Raw genomic sequence first — 22678 nt, 5'->3', positions numbered from 1 at the left:
GCGAGTGTTCGGAAGCGCGCGGCTGACGCAGCGAACAGTACTGTACACGCATACAGTAGTTGTCGCAAAACGTGTCAGGAGTGTTCGCAACAGCCGCGCAAGACGCTCGCCTGATCCACGATTTACTTCAGATGGGCGATGACGGCCGCCGCGACCGCGTCCGGCGCTTCGCGCAGTGGAAAATGCCCCACGCCGTCGATCACGACGCGCCGGTATCCGGCCGTGAAATATCCGTCCTGCCCTTCCGAGCCTGCCGGTTCGTCGCAGAAATCCACGCCGCCCTGGATCATCAGCGCGGGGACGCCGATGCGCTCAATCGTCGCGAGCCGCGCGTACGAAGACCCAAGCGCCGGATCGGATGGCTGATCGCTTCGCCAGCGCCGTCGATAGGCGTTGAGCGTGATCGGCACCCAGTCGGGATTGTCGAAGGCGCGCGCCGTCGCCGCGAATTCGGTTTCGTCGAACCAGCCGGGCGGCGACCACGTGTCCCACTGGATGCGCGCAAAGCCTTTCGGATCGGCGGCGAGCGCGTCCGGGCCGCCATCGAGCGACATGAACCACTGATACCAGAAGCGCCGCGCCTGCGAGAAATCCGGCAACTCGAACTTGCCGCGCGGCTGAAACGCGAGCGCCAGCGCGGCCATGCGCCGCACGCGCTGCGGAAACAGCGCGGCGATCGTGTACGCGGCGCGCGCGCCCCAGTCGTGGCCGACGACATCGAATCGCGCGATGCCGAGCGTATCGGCGAGATCGACGGCGTCTTGCGCGAGCGCAATGCCCGAGCCGTCGCGGATGGTGTCGTCGCGTAGAAAGCGCGTGCCGCCCGAACCGCGCAGTTCGGGCACGATGGTGCGATAGCCGGCGTCGTTGAGCCGCGTGGCGACCGCGTTCCACGCGCGGCCTGCATCGGGCCAGCCGTGCAGCAGCATCACAATGGGACCGCCGGCGGGACCGGAATCGGCGTAGGCGATATCGAGCGTCGGCGTGCGCGCGTGGCGTTCGAAGTCCAGCATGGCGAGACTCCTCGATGGGAACGCGAAGGGAAGCTCATTCTAGCGAGCGAGGCAAACGCCCGCTCGACCGACGCCCTCACGCCCCGATCAACACGCCCGTCCTGATCGGCGTCTCGCCCGTCACGCGGCCCATCGGTGCGCCTGCTTGCACGAAGCGAATCGCGCGACGCATGTAGAACACGCCGTCGTTGTTCGTGGTGACGGTGGTCACGGCATCGCTGAGCGGATCGACGATATCGAAAACCGGATCGCCCGCCTTCAGCCGCGCGCCCACTTTGGCGCGATACACGACGATCCCGCTCACCGGCGCCGTCAACTGCTGGCTGCCCGCAAGCGGCGTCGCGGCTTGCGCGAGCGGCGGCGCGTCTTTCGGCTCGCCTTCGATCACCCCGCGCGCGATCAGATATTCGACGATGGCGTTCGCGTCGTGCGACGCCGTGTCGTAATCGACATCGCGCTGGCCGCGATGCTCGATCGTGGCCGCGATATTCGGCGCGCCAAGCGGAGCCCGATCGCCGAGAAGCGCGCGCACTTCGTTCCATAGCAGCGCGTGAACTTCATCGAACGACTGGCCGCCGGAATCCGTCGCGAGCAGCACGCCGTTCGCGCCGAGATGACGCGCGAGCGGCTCGATCGCGGGCCAGCTCGCGGGGCTCGTGTAAATGTGCATCGTCGCTTCGAGCGAGCAATGCAGGTCGAGCACGATATCCGCTCGCGAAGCCAGCGTGAGCAGCGCGAGCCGCAACGATTCGAACTCGTTCTTTGCGCGCATTTCGCCGAGCAACTCGACGAGCGCGCCACGCAGAAGATGCGCGTTATACGCGTCATCGCCGGAAGAAAAGCGCGCGCCCACGCGTTCGATCAGCGCGGCGGCGGTCGGCATCGGAAAGCCGCGATTGAAGTTGTGCCCGCTGTTCGCCTCGAAGCGCCCGAGAAATTGCCCGAGCACGTGTTGCGAAAGTCCGATCGGATTCGCCACCGGCACGAGCGCGATTTCGCCGCGCACGCGTCGTTGTGCTTCGAGTTCGATGAGCCGCTGTTTCAGTGTCCACGCGGTGAGCATCGCGGGCGTTTCGTCTGCGTGCAGCGAGGCTTGTATGTAGACCTTTTCGCTCGAATCGCCAGCGTCGCCGAAATGAAAGCTGACGAGCTCGCGCGATGTCCCTAGCGTCGTCGATACGAGTGTCTTTCGATCAGTTCGCATGGATCAATCGCCGTACACGTCGAAGTCGAAATACTTGCGCGCGATCTTCTGGTACGTGCCATCGGCGCGCATGTCGGCCACGGCTTTGTCGACCTTGGCCTTGAGCGCCGCGTCGTCCTGTCGCAAGCCCATGCCGACGCCGTGATCGCCCATCGAAAGCGGCTCGCCGACGAACGCGAAACCCGCGCCGCGCGGCGTCTTCAGAAAGCCGTGCTCCGCTTCCACCGAGCCGAGCAGCGCCGCATCGACGCGGCCCGCGCTCAGGTCGTTCAGCACGCCTTCCATGCTCTGATAGGCGACCACTTCGACGCCGCCCGGCTGCCAGTTCTTCATCGCATAGGTTTCGAACTGGCTGCCGCTCTGCACGCCGATACGCTTGCCGCGCAAGCCCTGTGCCGTCGCGGTGAGCGGCGCGCCCTGCCTGGCGATCAGACGCGAGCGGAACTGAAACAGCTTGCTCGAAAACGCGATCTGCTTCATGCGCTTGTCGGTGATCGCCATCGACGACATGATTCCGTCGATCTTGCGGGCCTGGAGCGCGGGAATCATCCCCGAAAACTCCAGCTCGACCCACTGACAGCGCATCGCGATGCGGCGGCAGATTTCATCGCCGAGATCGACGTCGAAGCCCGCGACATGGCCATCGGGCGTTTTCACGTCCATCGGCGGATAACCGGGGTCGATGCCGAGGCGAAGCATATCGGCGTCTTTCGCGTGGACGGAGGCGGCGGCGATCAGCGCGGCGGCGATGAAGAGAGCTCTGAGCTTGAACATGAACGCGGTGTCTCCGAGATTTGACACCGATGGTACGGGCGCACAACGCTCTCAAAAAGAGACGTTTTGCTTATCATGATCACTTTTCGAGAACACTCGACGGAACGCCGACGTGGACCTGACCCTGACGCAGCTGCGCATGTTCGTCGCCGTCGCCGACGCGGGGAGCGTGCGCGCCGCCGCACGCCGTCTCGATGTCGCGCAGAGCGGCATCACGCAGCAGTTGCACAAGCTCGAGGCGCAGGCGGGCGGGCCGCTCTTCGAACGCGACGTGCGTGGCGCGCGCCTCACGCCCATCGGCGAAAGGCTGCGCGTGCGCGCCGAGCTGATTCTCGGCGAATGCAGAAAGACCGAAGAGGAAATGCGCCAGTTGCGCGGTGAACTGACTGGCCGCGTCTCGCTCGGGCTCGCCGCCGAAGCGACCATGCGGCTCTTTCCCGCGCTGCTCGCGAGTTATCGGGAACGCTGTCCGCGCATCGACGTGCATCTGACGAGCGCGACGTCGCGCATGCTGATGTCATGGGTGCGCGACGGCAGCCTCGACTTCGCGCTGGCGCTGATCCCCCCCGACGCCGATATCCACGACATGGAAACGGTGCCGCTTTTCGATTCGGACGTCGCGGTGATCGCGCGGCGCGGTCATCCGCTGGCGCGCTCGCGCACGCTGGCAGCGTTGCAGGAAGCCGAATGGGTCAGCACGCGGCAGCGCGGCGGCAGCGCGGCCGGCAACAAGCTGTCGGCCCTGTTCGAGAATGCGAACCTCGCGCCGCCATGCATCGCCGCGACGACCGAAGCGGTCTTCGACACGCTGCATTGCATCGCGTCGAGCGACTACCTCGGCCTCGAGCCCGCGAGCCTCGCGGGGCATCCGTTCTTTCGCGAGCACATCGAGATCGTGCCGGTCGCCGAACGCGCCGCCGCGACGCCGGTGTGTCTGCTGCGCCGCGCGGGCGTACCGCTCACGCCCGCGGCGCAGGAACTCGCGACGATGGCCGTCTCGTACTCCCGGATGCTTCCCGCTCAGCGCGACGCGTGACGCGTACGTGAGCCCTTCGATCCGGAAGCCGCGTTCGCGCGACGCGTCGCCCAGCCCTTCTTCGCCGCAGCGGAACGATCCGCCGCCGAACGCCGGCTCGCGGCCGCATGCGATTGCCGCGACAGCGACTTGTCCGAAGCCGCCTTCGTGCTTTCGCGCTTGAGCACGCGCGTGGACGTTGCCGAGCGCCTGGCTTTCGATTCGGTGCTGGGGCTCTTATTCGTGCGATGCGCGGCCTTCGTATCCTGCGCGGCCTTCTTGCGCGTCGCCTCGGACGTCGTGCCCTTCTTCGGCGGCTTCATCTTCACACCGGAGCGCCGCGCCTCGGACAGCCCGATCGCGATGGCCTGCTTCGCCGACTTCGCACCGTGCTTGCCCTGACGAACGTGATCGATCTGCTCCTTCACGAACGCGCCGGCTTGCGTGCTCGGGGACTTGCCTTCGCGCTTCGCCTTCGACGCGCGCTCGAGGGTTTTCTTTTCGGGCATGTCAGACCTCCAATATGAAGTGAACGGGGCATCGAAAAATCGAGCAACGCACGTGCCCGCGACTTTCCACGACGTTTGGCGACGCGCGAAAGCTTTCGTGCGATCTCGCCGCACCGGAAACATTTTTGTCGGTTCGGTTAAAGGCGGCTCAAGGCCTGCCGTTAACGGGCTTATCCATAGCACCCGAGTCAGTTTGAAATGAGGCCAGTTCCGCCTTTTGTTCTCGCGATTGGCTGCGGAAGCCGTGGATATGATCCAAACGGTTGACACCCCCTGGTACTGCAAGCCCTATCTCACTCATCAAGGAAGCAACATGCAAAAACTCCTCAAAGCCTTCGTGCGCGACGAACGTGGCGTCAGCGCCATGGAATACGCAATTCTGGCCGGCATCGTCGTGGTCGCGCTGGTCGCCGTCGGCGGGGCTTTCAGTGGCGAAATGCAATCCATCTTCACGAATCTGACCACCAAGGTCAAGAACGCGGCGGGCTAAGCAGTAGCCCCAGGTCCGGGCTTTCAAACGCCCGGACCTCACTCTGGTTCAACCCGATCTGAGTCCATCGTGCCGATCTTCTCCGTTGTCATCCGTCTCCTCGTGCTCGGCGCGCTCCTGTGGCTCGCCGTGGTCGACGTGCGCACCCGACGGTTGCCGACGACCATCGTCCTCACGATCGGCGCACTCTTTTTCGTCGATGCGCTCATCGCCGGCATGCCCCTCGATGACGTCATCTCGCATCTGCTGCTCGCAGTCGTCGTGTTTCTCGCCTGCGCGGTGTTGTTCGTCGCCCGGATGCTCGGCGGCGGCGACGCCAAGCTCGCATCGGTCATTTTTCTGTGGGTGGGATTCGGCCTGTCGCTCGCGGCGCTGACGCTGATCTCCGTGATCGGCACCGTGGTGTCGCTCGTGAGCCTCGCCACCCGCAACATGAATCCGGCCCAGCGCTTCATGCCGCTGCGCGCGCTCGCGATGTTCTCCGCGGCGCGCGGCGTGCCGTATGGCGTGGCGCTTGCCTTCGGCGGCGGCGGCGTCATCGTGCTGCCAGCCCTGCTGCACTTCATTTCGACGCGATAGGACGGCGTCCCTATGTCCAACATCATCAAATTTGCCGTTCTGCTCGTCGGCGCGCTTCTGATCGCGCTGATCGTGCGCGTGGTCCTCGCAAGCGCCTCGAAGCCGTCGAAGCCCGTCGTGACGACCGAGAAAGTGCTCGTCAGCGCGGCCAGCCTGCCGCAAGGTCTCTTGCTGCGCGATGAAGACCTCGCGTTCAAGGACACGCCCAAGGCGCAGTTGCCGACGAATGCGATCGTCTCCGGCGACCCGAACGCGCCCGACCTGAAAGGCGCGCTGCTGCGCCATCCGGTCGAGAGCGGCGCCGTCCTCGTCGCCGACGATGTCTTCCTGCCGAGCGCGCCGGGATTTCTCGCCGCGACGCTCAAGCCCGACATGCGCGCCGTCTCGGTCGCCGTGGACGACGTGTCCGGCAATGCCGGCCTGATCCAGCCGGGCGATTACGTCGATCTGCTGCTCACGCAGCAAATGGACCGGCGCACCGAATCGCCGGATCTCGCGGTGTCGAGCGAGACGGTCGTCGAGCACGTGCGCGTGCTCGCGGTCGGCTCCGAAATCAAGCGCCCGAAGATGAACGGCGACACCGACGTGGCCATCAGCCGCGCCCGCACCGTCACGCTCGAAGTCACGCCGCGCATCGGCGAAGTCGTCGCGGTCGCGGCACGGCTCGGCAGCCTGTCGCTCGCGTTGCGCAGCTTCGCGACCGTCAGCCGCGACCCGGCGTCGCCCACGGGCGCGTCGGCGCCCGCCGAGCGCAAGCCGATCTGGGCCGGCGACATTTCCCGCGCCGTGCGCGAACTGCCGCGCGCGCCCCGCGCCCCGACAGGCGCGCCGGGCGCCGCACCCGCCATGCCGCGCACCGTGACCATTTACCGCGGCTCCGAGAAGTCAGACACGTCGAGCGTCGCGCAGGCGAACGGTTCCGGCCAGGGCGTTCCGCCGCTTCCGACCGTACCTGTGGAACGTTGACATCGTGCCCACGTTCAGAAGCGCGCCATCGCCAGGATTCACCGTCATGAAAACGCAGTTCAGTCCGAGTCGCCTCGCCAAGATGTCGAAGCCGCCGTTCGCGGCGGCGTGCGTGGCGCTCGTCGTTTGCGGCGCCGCGCACGCCGCGCAGCCGTCGATGCCGCCCTACGCCGGCGCGGCCTCGCCCGCGCGCGCCGCGAACGTTGGGAGCGTCGGACGTCCCGGCGTGACCGAAGCGGCGCCCGGCGGCCTGCAAGCTCCGCTCATGCTCGACGCGGGCAAGGGCACGATGTTGCAGCTCAATGAAAATGTCGTGTCGGTGTTCGTCGCCGATCCGGGCGTGGCCGACGTGCACGTGCCGTCGAACAAGGCGGTGTTCGTGCTCGGCAAGAAGACCGGCTCGACGACGCTCTACGTGCTCGGCGCCAACAACAAGCCGCTCGTGCAGCGCACGGTCGTCGTCTCGCGCGACATGATCTCGCTGCGCAACCTGCTCAGCGCGCGCTTTCCGAACACGAACGTGCAGGTCGCGAGCGGTCAGGCTTCGCTCGTGTTGACGGGCCAGGCGCCCAACTCCGCCGATGCCGACGCGATCGTGCAGGCCGTGACGCCGTTCATGGCCGACAAGGAAGTGCTCATCAACCGCATGACGATCGATCGTCCGCTGCAGGTGCAATTGCGCGTGCGCATCACCGAAGTCGATCGCAACATCACGCAGCAGCTCGGCATCAACTGGCAGGCGATGGGCAATGCCGCGGGCAACTTCTATAGCGGCATCTTCAGCGGCCGGCCGATCTACAACCTGACCCAGCCGATCACGGGCGCGAACGGCAACGTGAGCTTTCCGGTCAATCTGCCGACCAACAACGCGTACTCGATTTTCGGCGCCTTCAAAACGAATAACGTGGACATCCGCGCGCTCGTCGATGCGCTGAATCAGGAAGGCCTCCTGACCGTGCTCGCCGAACCGAACCTCGTCGCGCTCTCGGGCCAGACGGCGAGCTTTCTCGCGGGCGGCGAATTTCCGATTCCGGTGTCGCAGACCAACGGCGCGATCACGGTCGAGTTCAAGCAGTTCGGCGTCAAGCTCGACTTCACGCCGACCGTGCTCAACGATCGCCGCATCAGCCTGAAAGTGCGCCCGGAAGTCAGCCAGATCGATTCGAGCGCGAGCGTGACCACCGGCGGCGTCACCGTGCCGGGGCTGTCCGTGCGCCGCGCCGATACGACCGTCGAGCTCGCGAGCGGCCAGAGCTTCGCGATCGGCGGGCTTCTGCAAAGCAATACGAGCGATGTCGTTTCCCAGGTTCCGGGACTCGGCTCGATCCCGGTGCTCGGCAAGCTGTTCTCGTCGACGAATTACCAGAACAACAAGACCGAGCTGGTGATCATGGTCACGCCGTATCTCGTCGAGCCGACCGATCCGTCGCGACTGCGCACACCGCTCGATTCGCTGATCTCGCCGTCGAGCGATGTCGAATACAGCTTCAGGCGCCAGAACGGCGGCGTGCCGGCGCAGGCCGGACAGCCGCGTCTCGTCGGCGCGGCCGGCTACGTCTATTGAGCCCGTCATGAAACACACACGAGTCCTCACGCTTCTTCTCGCCGGCACGTTCGCCGTGGCCGGCAGCGGCTGCTTCAAGCCGCCGCGCAACATGCCGAACGAGTCCGTGATCGGCTTCGACGGCGCATCGGCCGTGCCGCCCGACTGCGACAGCCTCGCGCGTCCGTCGCTGCTGACCGACGCGGGCATCCGTCGCCCGAGCATGCAATGGGGCTGCGCGACCTACACGAATCTCGCCGCGCAGCTCGCGCATCCCGAAGACGCCGTGCATCCGCAGACGCTCGGCCCGGCGAACGCCACGGCGGCGGCGGGCGCGGTGCGCCGCTATGAGACCGGCAAGGTGATTCCGCTCGACAAATCGACCTCGCGCGACAGCAAGTGATGCAAAGACAAGGCCAGCCATGAGCACAGCGTTTTCCTTCTCGAAGACCAAGTCCAGCACGCGCAACGCGGACTTCATCGCGTTCGTCTCCGATCGCAAGACCGAGCAGATCGTGAAGAACTTCGTGCTCGATCAGGCGATGCCGCACGCGCATATCGCAGTCGGCAGCGTGGACAACGCCATCGCGCATCTCGCGAAAGTGGATCGCTCGCCGCTCTTTCTGCTCGTCGATCTGCAGGATTCGGTGATGCCGCTCTCGGACCTGGGACGCCTCGCCGAAGTGTGCGAGCCGTCGGTGCAGGTGGTCGCGCTCGGCGAGCGCAACGACGTCGGCCTGTTCCGCAGCCTGCTCAAGATCGGCGTGCGCGACTATCTCGTCAAGCCGGTCACCGTCGAGCTGCTCAAGCGCACGGTCAACGTGTCCGACGGCAAGGTCAGCCCGGTGATGCTCGCGCGCGCCGGCAAGACGATCGCGTTCGCGGGCGCGCGCGGCGGCGTGGGCGTGACGACGCTCGCGCTCAACGTCGCGCGCCATCTGTCGGAAGACACGCATCGCCGGGTCGCTTATGTCGATCTGAACCTGCACGGCGGCGCCGCCAACTCGATGCTCGGTCTGCAAAGCAACAACGGGCTCATCGACGTGCTGCAGAACGTGCATCGTCTCGATCCGCAATACGTGGAACGCACGCTCGTCGCGAAGGGCAGCCGTCTGTTCATGCTGTCGGCGGAACTCGAGTACGGCGCGGCGCGGCCGTTCGGGCCCGGCGCGCTGCCGCGCGTGCTCGAACTGCTGTGCGACAGCTTCCATTACGTCATTCTCGACATCGGCACCGTGACGGACCCGCTCGCGCAGGAAGCCTTCAATCACGCCGCGCGCGTGTACGTGGTCGCGGACCGCTCGGTGCATTCGACGCGCGAGACGATTCGCCTGCTGCGTCACATCGAGGATCGCGACAACAATCCGCCGACCTCGCTCCTGCTCAACAATCCGAACGCGGTGTCGGGCGGCAAGGTGCAGGCGAACGACCTGATGACGGCCATCGGCCGCAACGTGCTGTACGAGATTCCGTTCGAGGCCAAGGCGCTCGCGACGGCCGAAAACCTCGGCGAAGCGCCGAAGGAAAAGGCGGCGAACGGCTTCAATCAGATGATCACGCGCATCGGCGGCGATCTGACCGGCCAGCAGATGAACGCCGACCGCTCGTTCTTCCAGAAGCTCAGGCTGAGGAGAGGCTGATGTTCGGTCAGAAGCAGGTTGCCCGCCCGATGCCCGACCCGGATGCGGCGCCCGGCGCCGAAGCCACGGGCGTCGAGCAAGCGCCGGCGCCGGCCGCGCCGCCGCCGCGCGCGCACGCGCCGGAAGGCAGCGAAGTGCTGGTGCGCTCGGAGCTTTTCAGGGTGATCCGCAACGGCGTGTTCACGGCGATGAATCCGTCGGCGGCCGTCGGCAAGACGCGCGAGCAGATGAAGCCGGGCGTCGAGCAGCTCGTGCTCGACGTGGCGGAGCGCGAGCGCCTGAACATCACCATCGCCGAGCAGGTGCAGATCGTCGGCGAATTGCTGAACGACATGTTCGGCCTGGGCCCGATCGAACCGCTGCTCGCCGACGACACCATCACCGACGTGCTCGTCAACGGCCCCGATCAGGTGTGGGTCGAGCGCCACGGCCGGCTCGAACTGACCAACTGCAAATTCCGCGACAACACGCACGTGACCAACGTCGCGCAGCGCATCGCGGCGGGCGTCGGCCGGCGTGTCGACGAAAGCAGCCCGATGGTCGATGCGCGCCTCGCCGACGGCAGCCGCGTGAACGTGGTGCTGCCGCCGCTCGCGATTCACGGCGCGTCGATCTCGATCCGGAAGTTTTCCAAGCGCAACATCACGCTGCACCGCATGTCGCAGCAGGGCAACATGTCCGGCGCGATGGCCACCGTGCTCAAGCTCGCGAGCACCTGCCGGCTGAACATCATCGTGTCGGGCGGCACGGGCTCGGGCAAGACGACGCTGCTCAACGCGCTGTCGCACTTCATCGGCCACGGCGAGCGCACGGTGACGATCGAGGATGCAGCCGAGCTGCAGCTCGTGCAGCCGCACGTCGTGAGTCTGGAAACGCGCCCCGAAAACGCCGAGGGCCTCGGCGCCGTGAACCAGCGCGATCTCGTGCGCAACGCGCTGCGGATGCGCCCGGACCGCATCATTCTCGGCGAAACGCGCGGCCCCGAAGCCTTCGACGTGCTGCAGGCGATGAACACCGGCCACGACGGCTCGATGACCACCATCCACGCGAACACGCCGCGCGACGGCATCACGCGTCTCGAATCGATGGTGATGATGGCGAACGGCAACCTGCCGCTCCTGTCGATCCGCCGCCAGATCGCGAGCGCGGTGCACATGATCGTGCAGATCGAGCGGATGCGCGACGGCATGCGGCGCGTCACGCGCATCACCGAGCTGGTGGGCATGGAAGGCGACGTCATCATCACGCAGGATCTCTTCGCGTTCCAGTACGACGCGAGCGCCTATAGCGAGGAAGTGCGCGGCGTGTTCGAAACCGGCGCGATGCGTCCGGCGTTCGCGCCGCGCGCCGCGTATTACGGTCTGGAAGACGCGTTGCTCGAGGCGATGCGCTCATGATCAACGTCGATCTGATCACCTTCAGCGCGTTCGCCGTCGTCCTCGTGGTCGGCATCATGGTTCTCGTGATGCAGGACATGCGCCGCCAGCGTCCCGACGCGCGCATCCAGGCGCGCGTGCAGGCCGCATTTCCCGCGAGCGGCCTGAACCCGCGCGAGACGCGTCACGACGATCCCGATCTCTTCACCTTCTCGCGCTACGACAACGTCTTCAGCCAGTGGTTCGGCCCGAAGATCGCGCGCCTGAAGACGGTCGCCGGCGCGAATGGCTTGCGCGTGGTGATCGTCGCGGCGATCTTCGCGGAACTGGTCGCGCTTCTGATGGCCAATTTCCTGCCGCTGCCCTCCTTTGCGCCGGCGGCGCTCCTGATCGGCATGCCGATTCTGGGCGTCGCGCAGTCGTACCGCTTTCTCGTCGAGCGTTTCAAGCGCCGCTTTCTCGACGGCTTTCCCGATCTCATCGATCTGATCGTGCGCGCCGTGCGTGCGGGCGTGCCCGTGACGCACGTGATGGGCGTCGCGTCGAGCGAATGCGCCGAGCCGCTCAAGAGCGAATTCAGGCTCATGGGCGACGCGCTCAAGGTCGGTCTCGATCTGGAAGAAGTGCTCGATACGGCGGTCAAGCGCATCGGCATCGCGGATTTTTCGTTCTTCTGCGTGTGTCTTTTACTGCAACGCGAGACCGGCGGCCAGCTCGGCGAAACGCTCGAAAACCTCGCGGGCATCGTGCGCCGCCGGCGCGAGATTCGTCAGAAAACGAAAGCGCTCACGGGCGAAGCGCGCATCACGACCAAGATTCTCGCCGCCGTGCCGTTCTTCATCATGGGCAGCATGTTTGCACTCAACCGCGCGTATCTGATGTTGCTGTTCAACACGCCGGCGGGGAACAAGGTGCTCACGGCCGCCGCGATCTGCCTGACGCTCGGCCTGAGCATCGTTCACAAGATGTCGAAGCTGGATACCGCGCGATGAGCCAGGACAACATCGAAACAATCATCAACCTGCTGATGCTGCTGGCGCTCGTCGTCGGCATCTTCATCCTGTGGGTGACGAAGCACGGCGGCCAGCGCGGACGCATCGCGGAGCGCACGCGTCAGGCGGCGGTCATGCACCGCAACGAAAGCACGCTGCCCGAGGAAGACGAAGACGAAAGCACCGTCGCGCGCATCGCGCAACGTCTCGCGCGCCTGGGCGACCGTCTGCCGCTCTTCGACGCCAAATATCGCGCGAAGCTGCGCAAGACGATGATCCGCAGCGGCTATCGCAGCCAGTCGGCCGTGTCCGTGCTGCTCGCGTTCAAGTTCGTCGTCGGGCTGATTTGCGCCGCGTTCACCGTGATGCTCGGCTCGCGCATCCCCGTCGTGGGCGGCTATCCGGCCGCGCGCGGCGTCATGATGCTCCTCGTGTTCGTCGTCGGGATGATCGTGCCGGAATACGTGATCGCGTTCTTCGCGGCGCGCCGCCGCAAGGCGATGGCTTCGTGCCTGCCCGACGCGCTCGATCTGCTCGTCATCTGCACGAACGCGGGCAACAGTCTCGGCGTGTCGATCCGGCGCGTCGCCGACGAACTGAAGACGATCTGCCCGCCGCTGTCGAGCGAATTGTCGCTGACCGCCGACGAGCTGAAGCTGTCCGGCGACAGCACGCGCGCGTTGCAGGCGCTCGCCGAGCGCATCGACTTGCCGTCGATCCGCGCGCTGATCTCGACACTCACGCAGTCGATGCGCTACGGCACGCCGATCACGCAGGCGCTGCGCACGCTTTCGCATACCGAGCGGCTCGCCCACATCGTCGCGATGGAAGAAAAGGCGGCGAAGCTCGCACCCAAGATGGCGGTCCCGATGATGCTTTTCATCCTTCCGGCGGTGATGCTGATCGCCGCGGGACCGTCCGTCATTCAACTCATGAGCGTCTTTGCAAAGCGATGAAGATCACACCGAACTCCCTTCCCCGCCTTGCTCGCCTGCATCGGCTCGGCGCGGCCGTCTGCTGCGCGACGCTCGCGATCGCGCTGACCGCCTGCACGACGACGACCCGCAAGAGCGTCGATACGCGTGCGGTCACGCGCAACTCCGCGCCGAGCGCGATGAGCGAGCTGCGCATCGCGGACACGGCGCTCGAATCGGGCAATGTCGAACTCGCGACGACGCTGTACGAAAAGGCCGTGCAATCCGATCCGCATTCGGTGGCGGGCCTGACCGGTCTCGGCAACACGCTGTACACGGTCGGCGACTTCACGCGCGCGGGCGTCTACTACGATCGCGCCAGCAAGGTCGATGCAAACGCGCCCGCGCCGCTCGTCGGCCTTGCACGCGTCGCGATACGCCAGCGCCGCTTCGACGACGCCATCGTCACGTACCAGCGTCTGCTCCAACTGGCGCCCGACGACGCGCTCGCGTCCGCCGGACTCGGCGCGGCGTACGACATGAAAGGCGATCACAAGGGCGCTCAAGCGGTGTTGCGCACCGCGCTGCGAAAGAATCCCGGCGATCCGATGCTGTCGGTGAATCTCGGCCTGTCGCTCGTGCTCGGCGGCGATCCGCGCGAAGGCGCTAACGTGCTGCTCGACGTGACGCGCTTCCCCGCCGCGCCGCCGCAAGCGCGCCAGAATCTCGCGCTCGCGTACGGCTTGCTCGGCAACCGCGAAGCCGCCGCTGAAATCCTGTCGCGCGATCTGCCGAAAGCGTCGGTCGAAGACAATCTGCGCTTCTACGACATCCAGCGCGAAATGCTGACGCAGCGCGCGCCGTCGATGTCGTCCGCGCAACCGGCGGCGCCCGCCGCGATCCCGACGGCGCTGGTTCAGGCCACGCGCCTCAAATGAAGGCCGCCGCACGCCGCCGTTCGAGCTCGCGCGACTTCGCGAAGCGCTATTTGCGCGACGCGAGCGGCATCGCGTCGATCGAATTCGTGTTCGTCGCGTTCATCTCGATCGTGCTCATCCTCGGGACGCTCGAGCTCGCGGTGAACATGATCGTCGATGCGACCGTGCAGGCCGCGGCGCAGGAAGCATCGCGCGTCGGGATCACGACTTCGACGCCGGCCACGGGCACGCGGCAGGACGCGGCGCGGAAGGTCATCGACACGATCCTCGGCGGCTGGAAACTGCTCGGCGCGACGGTCGAGATCAGCGCGCTGAACTACGGCACCTACGGCAACCTTTCCAACCCGGCCTACAAGCCGACCAGCGACATGGGTGGTCTCGGCGAAGTGATCGCCTACAACATCAAGCTCACGATGCCCGGCATCACCGGCATTCCGGGGCTGTTCGGCATCGACACGCTGACCTTCCAACGCAACTACATCGTGCAGAACGAGAAATGAAAACGGCCTGCGAAACCGCGCGCGCGATTCGAAAGAAGCTCGGCCGCCTGTTGCGCTCGGAGCGCGGCAGCGTGTCGATCGAGTTCGTCATCATCGTGCCGATGATGCTGCTCGTCATGCTCGGTTTCACGGAGGTATACATGTACATGCGCGCGGCCAGCGCGGTCGATCGCACGGCGTTCACGCTCGCGAACTCCATCGGCCAGATGAGTACCGTGATCGCCGACGCCAACGACACGACCAACGCCAACAGCTACGGCTCGCTCTGGCAGGACGCCGCCCTGCTCGCCGCGCCCTACCCGATCAAGGCCGACGGCATGGTGTACGTGACGTCGGTGTGCGACACGCCGTCGTCGGGCTGCCTGCCGATGAGCGCGTCGAATCCGATGGCGGCGGGCAGCGCCGGCGTGCGCTGGAACGCGTCGACGACGTCGTGGGCCAACAACAAGAACAGCCTGATGACCTCGCGCGTCTCGTCGACGAACCCACTGCCGTCGACATGGCCGTTCCGCACGGGCGACTCGGCGATCATCGTCGAGGTCTTTCTGGCGTACAACCCGTTCACGATGTCATCGAAGCTGATCTCCGGTCTGCCGGGCGAGCAGATCGTCTATCGCCGCGTCTACGTGCGGCCCCGCTCCGGTCAGCCGCTCACCAAACAATGACGCCCATCAGACAGGACAAGGCCCGGATCATGGCGATTGCATCGGCATTGCGCGCGCGCGAGCGTCTGTTGAAGGGCGACAACGGCGCGGTCGCGATCCTCTTCGCGATGTCCGCGAGCATGATGATCGGCTCGATGTGCGTGGCGCTCGACTCGATCGACTACGTGATGACGCAAGGCCGCGTGCAGATGGCGCTCGACGCGGCCACGCTCTCGTCGGGAGCGAATCTCGCGCACTACGGCAACACGCCGACCGGCGCCAATCTCCAGTCGTGGCAGAAGGACGCCCGCGCCTATTACGACGCCAACATGCCGAGCGGCTTCATGGGCTTCAGCGTGCCGTCCACGAACTTCACGGCGACCGTGACGGGCGCGCCCGCGACAGGCCAGACGATCAAGCTGTCGGCGAGCGGCGAGCTGCCGCTGCTCGCACCGAAGATTCTCGGCAAGTCGAGCGCAAACCCGGGCAGCGGCGGCAGCACCGGCGGCGGCACGACGCCGGATACATCGGAGGTATCGGCGAACAACGCGGCATTGCGCCTGCCGCAGAGCACGCTCGAACTCGTGATGGTGCTCGACAACACCGGCTCGATGAAAGACGCGGCCAACGGCGTCAGCGGCGCGACGAAGATGAGCGGCTTGCAGACCGCGGCCAAATCGCTCATCAATGACTTGTTGCCGACGAGCGGCGCCACGACCGGCAACAAGAACTACATCGGCCTCGTGCCGTTCGCGAGCACCGTCAACGTAACGGGCGCGCTGTCGTCATCGGGGAGCTGGCTCAGTTCCGTGCTGCCGACCTATAACACGACCGGCGTGCAGGCGAGCGCGTGGAGCGGCTGCCCGATCGAGCCGCGCATCGGCACGAGTCTTTACCCGAGCGCCTACGCGCCGCCGAATCCCGCGATCAAGACGCCTCAGCCGCTGTTCCAGCGCTATTACTACAACGTGCCGAAGAACGGGCTGAAGATCGTCACCTACAGCTCGCAGAGCCGATACAACTCGTGCACGACGACGAGCGCCACGACCACGACCGACTCCAGCGTGAACGTGACGCTCGGCTCGGGCGGCTCGGCGAACAAGTGCAACAGTCCATCGGGCGGCGCGGGCACAGGCATCGCCACGCAGTTCGACCAGTACAACAGCTCGGGGCAAACGCTCACGCAGAATTCGGCCTGCCTCGGCACCTCGATGACCTTCCTCACGCAGAGCAACAGCACGTTGATCACAGCGGTCGGGAAAATGACGCCTTCGGGATCGACGATCATCCCGGTCGGTCTTTTGTGGGGCTGGCGGATGCTCGAGCCGGCGTGGTCGCAGGACACGGCGGGCTCGGGCAACGGCTGGATTTCGTCCGACACGACGCTGCCGAAACCGACCAACGGCACCGTGCAGAACCTGCAACGCGTGATGATCGTGCTGACCGACGGCCAGAATCAGGTCGGCGCGGCGGGCTCGATTCCGAATACGCTGTGGTTCAACGGCTTGTCGGGCGTGGGCACGAACAGCCTGTCGGCGCCTTCGGTGGCGCGGCCGGGCGGCGGCGACATGTCCAACGCGCTGATGGATTCGTCGGAGTTGCATAACGGCAGTCCGGTCGATCCGTCGAGCGGCAACAACGCCGGCTGGCCCGACGACATCAACACGTTCCAGCAGGCCGTGTGCTCGGCGATCAAGGCGGCGGGCATCACCGTCTATGCGATCACGTTCGGCGCGTCCGCGTCGAGCTCCAGCGCGCGGACCAACATGCAGAGCTGCGCGAGCCCCGGCAACTACTATCACGCGCCGGACAACACGACGCTCAACAACATCTTCCAGCAGATCGCGGGCAATCTGGGCGTGCTGCGGCTCACGCAGTGACGGGTTAGTGCTTCGCTTCGTTCGGGCGATCGCCGTCGCGCCCGAACGATGGCATGTCGATATCGCTGCTGGCCGAACGAAAGTCATCGCGCGCTTCCTGCGCCAGCTTTTCATAGCGCTTGCGAAAAACCGTGAGTTCTTTTTCGTCGAGTTCTTCGAGATCGAGCAATGCGTTATGCGCCTGGTCGATTGCGCGGATGAGCTCATCGAGCTTGATCTGCATCGCGGCGGTATCGCGGTTCTGCGTGTTCTGAATCAGGAAGACCATCAGGAACGTGACGATGGTCGTCGACGTATTGATGACGAGCTGCCATGTGTCGCTGAAGTGAAAGAACGGACCGGAGATGCCCCAGACGACCACGAGCGCGACCGCAACCATGAAAGTCGATGCGTGTCCTGCGATCTGCGCGAGTGCATTCGAGAACTTGAGAAACCACGAAGCGTTCATTTCGGCGTCTCCTGATCGTTGGGTTCCGATGCGGCGGCGCGGCTAAAATACCGCTTGTGAACACGAAACCCAAAGCCATCGATTTTTACGCGCCGTCCGAAGAAGTCGCGCAACGCCTGATCGGCGCGATCGTGACCTTCGACGGCGTCGGCGGCCGCATCGTCGAAACGGAAGCGTACGATCGCGAAGATCCCGCGTCGCACACGTTTTCCGGGCCGACACCACGCAACGCAGCAATGTTCGGGCCGCCCGCGCATGCGTATGTGTACCGCTCGTACGGCATCCACTGGTGCCTGAATTTCGTGTGCCGCGAGGCAGGTCACGGCGCGGGCGTGCTGATTCGCGCGATCGAGCCGCTCGTCGGTATCGATCTGATGCGCGAGCGGCGCGGGCTTGAACCGATCAGGCTTCTGTGCTCGGGTCCGGGCCGTCTCGCGCAGGCGCTCGGCATCACGCACAGGCACAACGGCCTGTCGCTGCTGGAAGCGCCGTTCGAGATCGAGCCGCCGGAACAGGACTTTCCGATCGCGGTCGGGCCGCGCATCGGCATCACCAAGGCGATGGACGTGCCGTGGCGCTTCGGGCTCGCCGGATCGAAGTTCGTCAGCAAGCCCTTTCCCAAGGATTAATCGGCGGGACGCAGTTTCTTCACTTCTTCATCCGATGGCTGCACGCTCGCGCCATCGACATAGCGGAACGTCGTCATCACGCCTTTGCCGTCCTTCTGGCCCGTCACGCCGACATACGCGCCCATCGTCGATTGATTGTCCTGCTTCCGGTACGTGATCGGGCCGAACGGCGTATCGACCTGCAAGCCCTTGAACGCGGCGGCGAGCTTGTCGGCATCGGGCGAGCCGGCTTTCTTCAGGCCGTTGGCGAGCGACATCATCGCCGAATAACCGACGACCGAGCCCAGGCGCGGATAGTCGTGATACTTCGCCTGATACGCGGCGACGAATTTTTTGTTCTCGGGCGTCCCGATCGAATACCACGGATAACCCGTCACGATCCAGCCGACCGGCGCTTCCTTGCCGAGCGGATCGAGATAGTCCGGCTCGCCCGTCAGCAAGGAAACGACCGCGCGATCCTTGAACAAGCCGCGCGTATTGCCTTCGCGCACGAACTTGCCGAGGTCGGCGCTGAAGAGCACGTTGAAGATGGCGTCCGGCTTCGCATCGGCGAGCGCCTGCGTTACCGCGCCCGCATCGATGTTGTTGAGCGGCGTGGCCTGCTCCATCACGAACTCGACATCCGGTTGCGCCGCCTTCAGCAAGCGCTTGAACGTGGCGGCCGCGGATTGCCCGTACTCGTAGTTCGGATAGACGAGCGCCCAGCGCTTCTTCTTCAGCTTCGCGGCTTCGGGCACGAGCATCGCGACCTGCATGTATGTCGACGGGCGCAGCCGGTACGTGTACTTGTTGCCGTCCTGCCAGACGATCTTGTCGGTGAGTGGTTCGGCCGCGAGAAAGAAGATGCGCCGCTGCTTCGCGTAGTCCGCGAGCGCGAGACCCGTGTTCGACAGATAGCCGCCGAACAACAGCTTCACCTGCTCGCGCGCGACGAGCTCTTGCGCGACGCGAACGGTATCGCCGGGATTGCCGTTGTCGTCGCGTGAAATGACTTCGAGCTTGTTGCCGTTGACGCCGCCCGCTGCGTTGATCTCGTCGAGAGCGAGATTCCAGCCGTTCTTGTATGGCGTCAAGAATGCGGGCACGACTTTATAGCTATTGATCTCGCCGATCTTGATCGTATCGGCGTGCGCGGCGAAAGCCATGCTCGCTGCAATCGCTGCGACGGTGAAGCGCATTGACGTCATTGGGACCTGTCCTCTCTGTTTGGATTCGATTCGTTCATACGCCAAGAAATTCTCGGCGCGCGGCGCCGTCGTTCGCGAATGCGTTCATCGCGCCTTCGTAGCGTATCTGGCCTTTTTCGAGCACATAAACACGGTCGCTGACGAGCTCCGCGAAATGCAGGTTCTGTTCCGACAGCAAGATCGAAAGGCCTTCGCGCTTCAGTTCGAGAATCATATCGGCCATCTGCTCGACGATCACGGGCGCGACGCCTTCGGATGGCTCGTCGAGCAGCACGAGGCGCGGATTGCCCATCAGCGTGCGCGACACCGTGAGCATCTGCTGCTCGCCGCCGCTCATGCGGCTCGCGCGACGATCACGCATCTCGCCGAGATTCGGAAACACGCGAAAGAGCTTGTCGGGCGTCCACAGCGGCGCGCCATCGCGCGGCGGCTGGCGGCCCGCGTCGAGGTTCTCCATCACCGTCAGATCGCCGAACACGCGGCGATCTTCGGGCACATAGCCCAAACCCTTTCGCGCGATGCGATACGGCGCCATGCCTGCAATGTTCTCGCCGATGAACGACACCGTGCCCGAGATGCGCGGCAACAGGCCCATGACGGCTTTCATCGTCGTGGACTTGCCCGCGCCGTTGCGACCCATCAGCGCGACGACTTCGCCGCGCCCGACTTCGAAGCCGACATCGAACAGGATGTGCGCGCGGCCATAGAACGCATTCAATGCTTCCACTTTCAGGAGCGTCATGACGATGCTCCCGCGGTCAGGCACGCGCGCGGCGCGAACGACGCACCCGTGCCGAGATAGACCTCGCGCACGCGCGCATCGTTGCGGATCGCTTCGGCATCGCCTTCTGCAATGAGCCGGCCGCGTGCGAGCACGATCAGCTTGTCTGCATGCGAGAACACCACGTCCATGCTGTGTTCCGTGAACAGCACGCCGATGCCGCGCTCCTTCGCGAGACGCGCGGTGAGCGCCATCAGTTCATTGCGTTCGCGCGGCGCCATGCCGGCGGTCGGTTCGTCCATCAACAACAGCCTGGGATGATTCGCGAGGGCGATGGCCAGTTCGACACGCTTCACGTCGCCATACGCGAGCACCGCGCAACTGCGGCGCGCATGCGCCGCCATGCCGACGAGATCGAGCAAGGCCATCGCTTCCTCTTCCTTCCATGACGCGACGCGTCTGAACAAACCGTAGATGCGCCGCTCGCGCGAGAGCAATGCCATCTGCACGTTTTCGAGCACGGTCATCGAATTGAACGTAGCGGCGATCTGGAACGTGCGGCCGACGCCGAGACGCCAGATATCGCGCGGACGCATGCCCGCGATATTGTGACCGTTCAAACGGATCGAGCCCGCGTTCGGCTTCAATTGTCCGTTGATCATGTTGAAGCAGGTCGATTTGCCCGCGCCGTTCGGGCCGATCAGCGCGAGCAACTGCCCGGCTTCGAGGTCGAAGGACACATCGTCGACGGCCTGCACGCCGTCGAAGGACTTCGAGAGATGCGCGACGGACAGCAGCGTCATTGCGCCTCCCTGACGAAGCGATCGCGCACGAAGCCCGCGATGCCCTGCGGAAACGCGATGACGAGCACGAGGATCGCGGCGCCGAGCAGCGCTTGCCAGTAATCCGTCTGACGCGCGACGGCATCCTGCAACCACGTGAACACGCTCGCGCCGACGATCGGCCCGGTGAGCGTCTGGATGCCGCCGAGCAGGACCATCACGAGGCCATCGACGGAACGGCCCACGCTGATCACTTCGGGCGAGATATTGCCCTTCGAGAACGCATAGAGCGATCCCGCGAGCCCGCATACGAGCGACGCGACGACGAACGCCGCCCACTGCACGCGCGCGACGTTCATGCCGATGGCTTCCGCGCGCAACGGTGAATCGCGGCCCGCGCGCATCGCGAGTCCGAGCGGCGAGAAGAGCATGCGGCGCAAAAGCCATACGCCGATCACCGTAAAGCCGAGCGTGAGGTAATAGAACGCGACGGGCGATGCCAGCCACGGCGACGGCCAGATGCCCAATATGCCGTTGCTGCCGCCCGTCACCGCATCCCACTGAAAGACGACCGACCACACGATCTGCGCGAACGCGAGCGTGAGCATCGCCAGATACACACCCGAAAGGCGCACGCAGAACCAGCCGAACACGATCGCGCCGATGCCCGCGATCAGAGGCCCGAGCACGAGCGCGGCTTCCATCGGCAGCGCGAAGACCTTGAGAAAGAGCGCCGCGCCGTATGCGCCGAGACCGAAGTACGCCGCGTGTCCGAACGAGTGCATGCCGCCCGGTCCCATGATGAAGTGCAGGCTCGCGGCGAACAGCACCGCGATCATGATCTCGACGAAAAGCACGGGCATGTAGGGAAACGCATCGGCGAACAGCGGCGCAAGCGCAAGCGCGATCACGATGGCGCCCGAAGCGATTTTCATGTTGCGCGTGGCGGCACGCATGGGCTGATCGGCGGGTGCGGCCGAACGCGCGATCGATTGCGGGCGGCCGAAAAGTCCCCACGGACGCAATACGAGCACGACGGCCATCACGACGAATTCCGCGACGAGCGTGAACTTCGACAACGAGAAGTCGATGCCCGCAATCGACACATGCCCGATGCCGATACACATCGCCTTGATCTCGGCGATGAGCAACGCCGCGACGAACGCGCCGGGGATCGAGCCCATGCCGCCGACGACAACGACGACGAACGCGTTGCCGATAGTCTCCAGATCGAGCGAAAGATTCGCCGACATGCGCGGCACCTGAAGCGCGCCGCCGAGTCCCGCAAGCAATGCGCCGACGAAAAATACGCCGGTGAAAAGCCACGCCTGATTGACGCCGAGCGCGCCAAGCATCTCGCGATCCGCGCTCGCCGCGCGCACCAGCGTGCCCCAGCGCGTGCGCGTGAGCGCATACCAGAGCGCGAGCAGCACGAGCGGACCGATGACGATCAGCGCGAGATCATAAGCAGGCAATGCGTGACCGAGCAGTTGCACGGCGCCTTCGAGATGCGGCGCACGCGGACCGAAAAGATCTTCCGGTCCCCATACATAGAGCGCGGCGTCGCGAATGATCAGCACGAGCGCGAACGTGGCGAGCAGATGAAACAACTCGGGCGCGCGATAGATGCGCCTCAATACGCTCACTTCGATAACCGCGCCGAGCACGCCGACGATGAGCGCCGCGCCGACGATCGACGCCCAGAAGCCCGCGACGCTATCGCCGAAACGGCTGGTGAAGCTATATCCGACATACACGCCGAGCATATAGAGCGAGCCATGCGCGAAGTTGACGATGCGCGTGACGCCGAAGATCAGCGACAGGCCGGAGGCGACGAGAAAGAGCGCACAGGCATCGGCGAGGCCGTTGACGAGTTGGACGAGCAGATTGGAGAGCATCGGGCTCTATGGGTATTTCGGCTGAGAGAGCCGACA

The 22678-nt window shown here is 65.2% G+C and carries 24 protein-coding genes; 15 read left to right on the top strand and 9 right to left on the bottom strand.

All coding sequences use genetic code 11. The annotated features are described in order from the left end of the window. Positions 1-122 precede the first annotated feature (122 nt). From AWB75_RS15795 to AWB75_RS15785, 3 genes are all read right to left on the bottom strand, one after another. Positions 123-1013 (bottom strand): alpha/beta fold hydrolase, encoded by an 891-nt coding sequence (locus AWB75_RS15795; RefSeq protein ID WP_061125018.1) that lies wholly within the window; start codon positions 1011-1013, stop codon positions 123-125. A gap of 76 nt (positions 1014-1089) precedes the next feature. Then, complete coding sequence (locus AWB75_RS15790; protein WP_061125017.1) at positions 1090-2217, bottom strand: succinylglutamate desuccinylase/aspartoacylase family protein; 1128 nt, start codon at positions 2215-2217, stop codon at positions 1090-1092. 3 nt (positions 2218-2220) lie between these two features. Further along, positions 2221-2991: a transporter substrate-binding domain-containing protein gene (locus tag AWB75_RS15785; RefSeq protein ID WP_061125016.1), complete on the bottom strand. Its 771-nt coding sequence runs from the start codon at positions 2989-2991 to the stop codon at positions 2221-2223. Between the two features lie 112 nt (positions 2992-3103). Here AWB75_RS15785 and AWB75_RS15780 point away from each other — a divergent pair, with 112 nt between their 5' ends. Continuing rightward, on the top strand, positions 3104-4027 hold the full coding sequence (locus AWB75_RS15780; RefSeq protein ID WP_061125015.1) for a LysR family transcriptional regulator: 924 nt from the start codon (positions 3104-3106) through the stop codon (positions 4025-4027). Here AWB75_RS15780 and AWB75_RS15775 read toward each other — a convergent pair. Further along, complete coding sequence (locus AWB75_RS15775) at positions 4012-4515, bottom strand: DUF6496 domain-containing protein (RefSeq protein ID WP_061125014.1); 504 nt, start codon at positions 4513-4515, stop codon at positions 4012-4014. The genes AWB75_RS15780 and AWB75_RS15775 overlap by 16 nt on opposite strands. Before the next feature lie 313 nt (positions 4516-4828). Here AWB75_RS15775 and AWB75_RS15770 point away from each other — a divergent pair, with 313 nt between their 5' ends. The 13 genes from AWB75_RS15770 (at position 4829) to AWB75_RS15710 (ending at position 16977) form a co-directional block, all read left to right on the top strand. Beyond that, positions 4829-5005: a Flp family type IVb pilin gene (locus tag AWB75_RS15770; RefSeq protein WP_061125013.1), complete on the top strand. Its 177-nt coding sequence runs from the start codon at positions 4829-4831 to the stop codon at positions 5003-5005. Positions 5006-5074: 69 nt separating this feature from the next. Next, positions 5075-5584, top strand: coding sequence for an A24 family peptidase (locus AWB75_RS15765; protein WP_061125012.1), 510 nt, complete (start codon positions 5075-5077; stop codon positions 5582-5584). A gap of 12 nt (positions 5585-5596) precedes the next feature. Continuing rightward, complete coding sequence (gene cpaB, locus AWB75_RS15760; protein WP_061125011.1) at positions 5597-6550, top strand: Flp pilus assembly protein CpaB; 954 nt, start codon at positions 5597-5599, stop codon at positions 6548-6550. 157 nt (positions 6551-6707) lie between these two features. Then, positions 6708-8114 carry a type II and III secretion system protein family protein gene (locus AWB75_RS15755; RefSeq protein WP_061125060.1) on the top strand — a complete coding sequence of 469 codons (1407 nt, stop codon included), beginning with the start codon at positions 6708-6710 and terminating at the stop codon, positions 8112-8114. 7 nt (positions 8115-8121) lie between these two features. Beyond that, positions 8122-8496 (top strand): CpaD family pilus assembly lipoprotein, encoded by a 375-nt coding sequence (locus AWB75_RS15750; RefSeq protein ID WP_061125010.1) that lies wholly within the window; start codon positions 8122-8124, stop codon positions 8494-8496. A 19-nt stretch (positions 8497-8515) separates the two neighbouring features. After that, positions 8516-9733, top strand: a complete 1218-nt coding sequence (locus AWB75_RS15745; protein ID WP_061125009.1) for an AAA family ATPase — start codon at positions 8516-8518, stop codon at positions 9731-9733. Continuing rightward, positions 9733-11130: a CpaF family protein gene (locus AWB75_RS15740; protein ID WP_061125008.1), complete on the top strand. Its 1398-nt coding sequence runs from the start codon at positions 9733-9735 to the stop codon at positions 11128-11130. Before AWB75_RS15745 ends, AWB75_RS15740 begins: the two co-directional genes overlap by 1 nt. Next, entirely contained in the window at positions 11127-12101 is a 975-nt protein-coding gene (locus AWB75_RS15735) for a type II secretion system F family protein (RefSeq protein ID WP_061125007.1), read from the top strand. The genes AWB75_RS15740 and AWB75_RS15735 overlap by 4 nt, the downstream gene beginning before the upstream one ends. Further along, entirely contained in the window at positions 12098-13057 is a 960-nt protein-coding gene (locus AWB75_RS15730; RefSeq protein WP_061125006.1) for a type II secretion system F family protein, read from the top strand. Before AWB75_RS15735 ends, AWB75_RS15730 begins: the two co-directional genes overlap by 4 nt. After that, positions 13054-13953 (top strand): tetratricopeptide repeat protein, encoded by a 900-nt coding sequence (locus AWB75_RS15725; protein ID WP_235012117.1) that lies wholly within the window; start codon positions 13054-13056, stop codon positions 13951-13953. Before AWB75_RS15730 ends, AWB75_RS15725 begins: the two co-directional genes overlap by 4 nt. Further along, positions 13950-14453 carry a TadE/TadG family type IV pilus assembly protein gene (locus AWB75_RS15720; RefSeq protein WP_061125005.1) on the top strand — a complete coding sequence of 168 codons (504 nt, stop codon included), beginning with the start codon at positions 13950-13952 and terminating at the stop codon, positions 14451-14453. The genes AWB75_RS15725 and AWB75_RS15720 overlap by 4 nt, the downstream gene beginning before the upstream one ends. Continuing rightward, positions 14450-15118 carry a TadE/TadG family type IV pilus assembly protein gene (locus tag AWB75_RS15715; protein ID WP_061125004.1) on the top strand — a complete coding sequence of 223 codons (669 nt, stop codon included), beginning with the start codon at positions 14450-14452 and terminating at the stop codon, positions 15116-15118. Before AWB75_RS15720 ends, AWB75_RS15715 begins: the two co-directional genes overlap by 4 nt. Continuing rightward, complete coding sequence (locus AWB75_RS15710; RefSeq protein ID WP_235012116.1) at positions 15115-16977, top strand: TadE/TadG family type IV pilus assembly protein; 1863 nt, start codon at positions 15115-15117, stop codon at positions 16975-16977. The genes AWB75_RS15715 and AWB75_RS15710 overlap by 4 nt, the downstream gene beginning before the upstream one ends. A gap of 4 nt (positions 16978-16981) precedes the next feature. Here the strand turns inward: AWB75_RS15710 and AWB75_RS15705 are convergent, their stop codons facing one another. After that, positions 16982-17425 carry a low affinity iron permease family protein gene (locus AWB75_RS15705; RefSeq protein WP_061125003.1) on the bottom strand — a complete coding sequence of 148 codons (444 nt, stop codon included), beginning with the start codon at positions 17423-17425 and terminating at the stop codon, positions 16982-16984. 56 nt (positions 17426-17481) lie between these two features. Between AWB75_RS15705 and AWB75_RS15700 the strand changes: the two genes are divergently transcribed. Beyond that, complete coding sequence (locus tag AWB75_RS15700) at positions 17482-18054, top strand: DNA-3-methyladenine glycosylase (RefSeq protein WP_200822985.1); 573 nt, start codon at positions 17482-17484, stop codon at positions 18052-18054. Here AWB75_RS15700 and AWB75_RS15695 read toward each other — a convergent pair. The 4 genes from AWB75_RS15695 to AWB75_RS15680 are packed head-to-tail and all read right to left on the bottom strand — an operon-like array spanning position 18051 to position 22642. Beyond that, positions 18051-19241, bottom strand: coding sequence for an ABC transporter substrate-binding protein (locus AWB75_RS15695; protein ID WP_061125001.1), 1191 nt, complete (start codon positions 19239-19241; stop codon positions 18051-18053). The genes AWB75_RS15700 and AWB75_RS15695 overlap by 4 nt on opposite strands. Before the next feature lie 34 nt (positions 19242-19275). After that, positions 19276-19983 carry an ABC transporter ATP-binding protein gene (locus AWB75_RS15690; protein ID WP_061125000.1) on the bottom strand — a complete coding sequence of 236 codons (708 nt, stop codon included), beginning with the start codon at positions 19981-19983 and terminating at the stop codon, positions 19276-19278. Then, on the bottom strand, positions 19980-20765 hold the full coding sequence (locus AWB75_RS15685; protein WP_061124999.1) for an ABC transporter ATP-binding protein: 786 nt from the start codon (positions 20763-20765) through the stop codon (positions 19980-19982). The genes AWB75_RS15690 and AWB75_RS15685 overlap by 4 nt, the downstream gene beginning before the upstream one ends. Beyond that, on the bottom strand, positions 20762-22642 hold the full coding sequence (locus AWB75_RS15680; RefSeq protein ID WP_061124998.1) for an ABC transporter permease: 1881 nt from the start codon (positions 22640-22642) through the stop codon (positions 20762-20764). Before AWB75_RS15680 ends, AWB75_RS15685 begins: the two co-directional genes overlap by 4 nt. Between the last annotated feature and the right edge of the window lie 36 nt (positions 22643-22678).

Source organism: Caballeronia catudaia, assembly GCF_001544755.2.
In the GTDB taxonomy this organism is placed as follows: Bacteria; Pseudomonadota; Gammaproteobacteria; order Burkholderiales; family Burkholderiaceae; genus Caballeronia; species Caballeronia catudaia.
Note: the sequence above shows the minus strand (reverse complement) of the source record. Positions and strands in the feature narration are given on the sequence as shown.